Consider the following 3,532-nt stretch of genomic DNA (forward strand, 5'->3'; position numbering starts at 1 on the left):
TCACTACTGCGAGTGGCAGGGACGTGGCACTGCGTATTTTCACCGAGTCTCACAATATCGACAAGTGTGACCATGCCATGCTTTCGCTGAAAAAGTCCATGAAGTGGGACGAAGAAGTTTATGGCCGTGAGTATGATCTGGATATCTTCATGATCGTAGCGGTGGACCATTTCAACATGGGTGCGATGGAAAACAAGGGTTTGAACATCTTCAACTCTTCCTGTGTACTGGCAAGCCCCGAAACGGCTACTGACGCCAGCTATCAGCGTATAGAAGCGATTGTTGCCCATGAGTATTTCCATAACTGGTCTGGCAACAGGGTCACCTGTCGTGACTGGTTCCAGCTGAGCCTGAAAGAAGGCTTCACCGTATTCCGTGACGCTGAATTCTCGGCAGACATGAATTCACGAGGCGTCAAGCGGATTGAAGACGCTTCGTTACTGAAGACGGCACAGTTTGCCGAAGATGCAGGCCCTATGGCTCATCCTATTCGTCCGCAGTCATTTATCGAGATCTCCAATTTTTACACCTTGACCATCTACGAAAAGGGTTGTGAAGTGGTTCGGATGATTCAGACCATTGTCGGCAAGGACAATTTTCGCAAAGGTTCAGACCTGTACTTTGATCGTTTTGACGGTAAAGCGGCTACCTGTGAAGACTTTGTGAAAGCCATGGAAGACGCTTCCGGTGTGGATCTTGGTCAGTTCCGCCACTGGTACAACCAGGCGGGAACACCGGTGGTTACCCTGACCGATGGTTTTGATCAGGAGTCAGGTCAGTACGCTCTGACAATCGCCCAGAGTTGTCCGGCCACTCCGGGTCAGGACACCAAGCTGCCTTTTCATATTCCTGTGGCTATTGCCCTGCTTGATAAGGGAGGCAAAGCCCTGCCACTGAACGAAGCCGGTGAGACTGAACGGGTTCTGCATGTGACAGCGGCTGAAGAAACCTGGACATTCGAAGGGCTGGCTGAAAAGCCATTGCCTTCTATTTTGAGAAACTTCTCTGCGCCCGTTCGTGTTAAATACGACTATAGTCGTGAAGATCTGGTATTCCTGATGAAGCACGACAGCGATGGTTACAATCGCTGGGATGCAGGCCAGCGTCTGGCCACGGCGGTCATTGAAGATCTGGTCGACGGACTGTTGAAGGAAAAAGATACTGAGATCGATTCAAGACTGATTGAAGCTTTTGGTGTCGTTCTGGCTGACGAAGGGCTGGACAAAGCAGTTAAAGCAGAAATGCTGAAACTGCCCTCTGAAGCAAGTCTGGCAGAGCAGGCGGAAGAAATTCACCCCCTGCAGATCTGTGAATCCAGAAGTCGTGTTCGCAAGGCCATTGCCGAAGCTCATAAGGACAAATTGCTGGCACTCTATCAGGCTCTGGAACTGAAAGGTGAGTATCGTCCTGAAGCCGGAGATATTGCCAAACGAACCCTGAGAAATATCTGCCTCGATTACCTGGTTGAACTGGAAGACGACAGTCTGCAACAACTGGCCGAAGATCAGTACAGAAATGCCAGCAATATGACCGATCTGCGAGCAGCCATGGGTATCGTCATTAATTCCAGCTACCAGAGTCGGGAGACCATTGATTCCCTGCTCAATGACTATCTGGGTCGTTATAAAGAGGACGCAGTGGTCATGGACAGCTGGTTTATGATGCAAAGTAGCAGCCCGTTTCTGGGGAATCTGGAGCATGTAAGGTCACTTCAGGAGCATGAATCTTTCGACAGCACCAGCCCGAATAAGCTGAGAGCTTTATTGGGTGGATTTACCAGCGGGAATATGAAGCAGTTCCATTCTGGAACGGGCGAAGGCTATGAGTTCCTGGCAGACTGGATTATTACCCTGGACAAACAGAACCCGCAAACCGCTTCTCGTCTGATGACGCCATTGACACGCTGGAAGAAATACGAGCCAGTCATAAGGGAACGCATGAGAAAAGCGCTGGAGCGGATCAAGGCAGTACCTGATCTGTCTACCGATATTTATGAAGTAGTCACAAAGAGTTTGTAATCTCTGCCTCTTTCTACCCTGCTGTCATATTGGAAGCAGGGTAGAACCCACTTAAAAAACACCCCGCTAAAGCATCCTGCCTGTAACGGAAAACCTCACTCTTTCCTGAACAGAATAACAGCTGTGGAACTTATTAGTACTTTAGTGCTCTAGATATATATTGAGCAGATGGATCGTGGTCATTAAAAAAGAGGGGGCACGCAATGGATCAAATCAAATTAGATGTTCAGTCGGCACTTTCACATTCGTGGCACAGACATTCAGAATCCTTGATGCCAGTCAGGGCTTTAACATCCCTTGTTAATGGCATCAAGGCCTGTTTTGGTGGTTATTGTGTCAGCGCTTTGCACTGTATCACCACAAAACTGATGAAAAAACAACCTGATGCATGGTTTACTAAAACACTCCATAAAACATTAAGTGCTTATAATATTAACATCCCGCTAGCCTGCGAGGGATCAATTCACTATGTTAAAAACAAGGTAAATCAACTGCATGATCAAGGGCGAAGTCTTAAGGTTAAACTTGCTTTTAAGCAGAATGGCAGTATTGTTCCAATCCCCATGTATAACTCCGATAATTCCTGGTTCCCCATAAACCTTAATTGTCAAGTCCACCGCTCTGATAATGACACAATAGCACCGGGGAAAGAGATAGCCTGCCGTCATTTCGCCCGGGCTTATGCCAGAAGAGTGTTTGGTCGACGGAAGGATTTTGAAATAATAAACACCCCTGAAAAAATACAGTCAACTTTTGCAAATACATCTGATGTCCTAAATGATGAAGAGGCTTTTCGTTCAGATGAATTAGTAGACGGCTCAATGACTGATAATCCCTATTTTGCTGATGGATATTATTTTCATAAGGAAAATTTTTCTGAGGCTCTTACGAAGCTGGTAAAAAAGTACTGGAATATGTCGGTTGGCAATGAAAAGAACTTTTATTTTAAAATATTTTTCGATGGAGAAGATGCCCACGCAATGGCCATTAGATTAAAGAAGCAGGATGGATGCATGAAAGTTATTGTTTATGACCCTAACGCTACACTCATGCACAGAACATTTCTTCTCTCGGAACCCGATCTGGTTGCAGACGTTACCGGTGAAATTCTTCAAGCTAACAGTTTCTTGTTTGGGGCACTTATTAATGTTGATGATGGCAAGAAATCTTCTGATGAATGTGATGTTCAGTGCTTTGGTGCCGCACCCATCAGGTTTACTGATCGTTTAATAATAGCAAAGGGGCATTTTAATCATCCCGAAGTAATAGCACGGTGGTACTGCTTTGAAGCAATAATGCAACAAGCCTCCCAGTATAGAGTTCAAGCAGGGTCAGCCCGCCGAGAATCTTGACCGTTTTGATAGGTGAAGAGGCGCCTGTACAGACTCTGTATTGCTTGTGCTCTATCCCGCAGCTGACGGGCGCACAGTATGGGCGTCTCGACAAGCTGGTTATTAGATGGCGTAGTTATTTCTGAAGGTGGTTTACGATGATGGTGAGAGTGTCTTCTATTT

2 protein-coding genes are annotated in these 3,532 nt (G+C 46.5%); both read left to right on the forward strand.

Going from position 1 to position 3,532, the window contains the following annotated elements:
- On the forward strand, positions 1–2,018 hold a 2,018-nt coding region (gene pepN / locus KDK17_RS03645), incomplete at its 5' end, for an aminopeptidase N (RefSeq protein ID WP_257287368.1).
- 203 nt (positions 2,019–2,221) lie between these two features.
- Positions 2,222–3,370, forward strand: coding sequence for a ShET2/EspL2 family type III secretion system effector toxin (locus tag KDK17_RS03650; RefSeq protein ID WP_257282186.1), 1,149 nt, complete (start codon positions 2,222–2,224; stop codon positions 3,368–3,370).
- Positions 3,371–3,532: the final 162 nt, after the last annotated feature.

Source organism: Endozoicomonas sp. SESOKO2 (genome assembly GCF_024606245.1).
GTDB lineage: Bacteria > Pseudomonadota > Gammaproteobacteria > Pseudomonadales > Endozoicomonadaceae > Endozoicomonas_A.

Bases quoted from the DNA above. Each gene is read 5' to 3' on its own strand.
- KDK17_RS03650 (WP_257282186.1), top strand. From the start codon at position 2,222: ATGGATCAAATCAAATTAGATGTTCAGTCGGCACTTTCACATTCGTGG.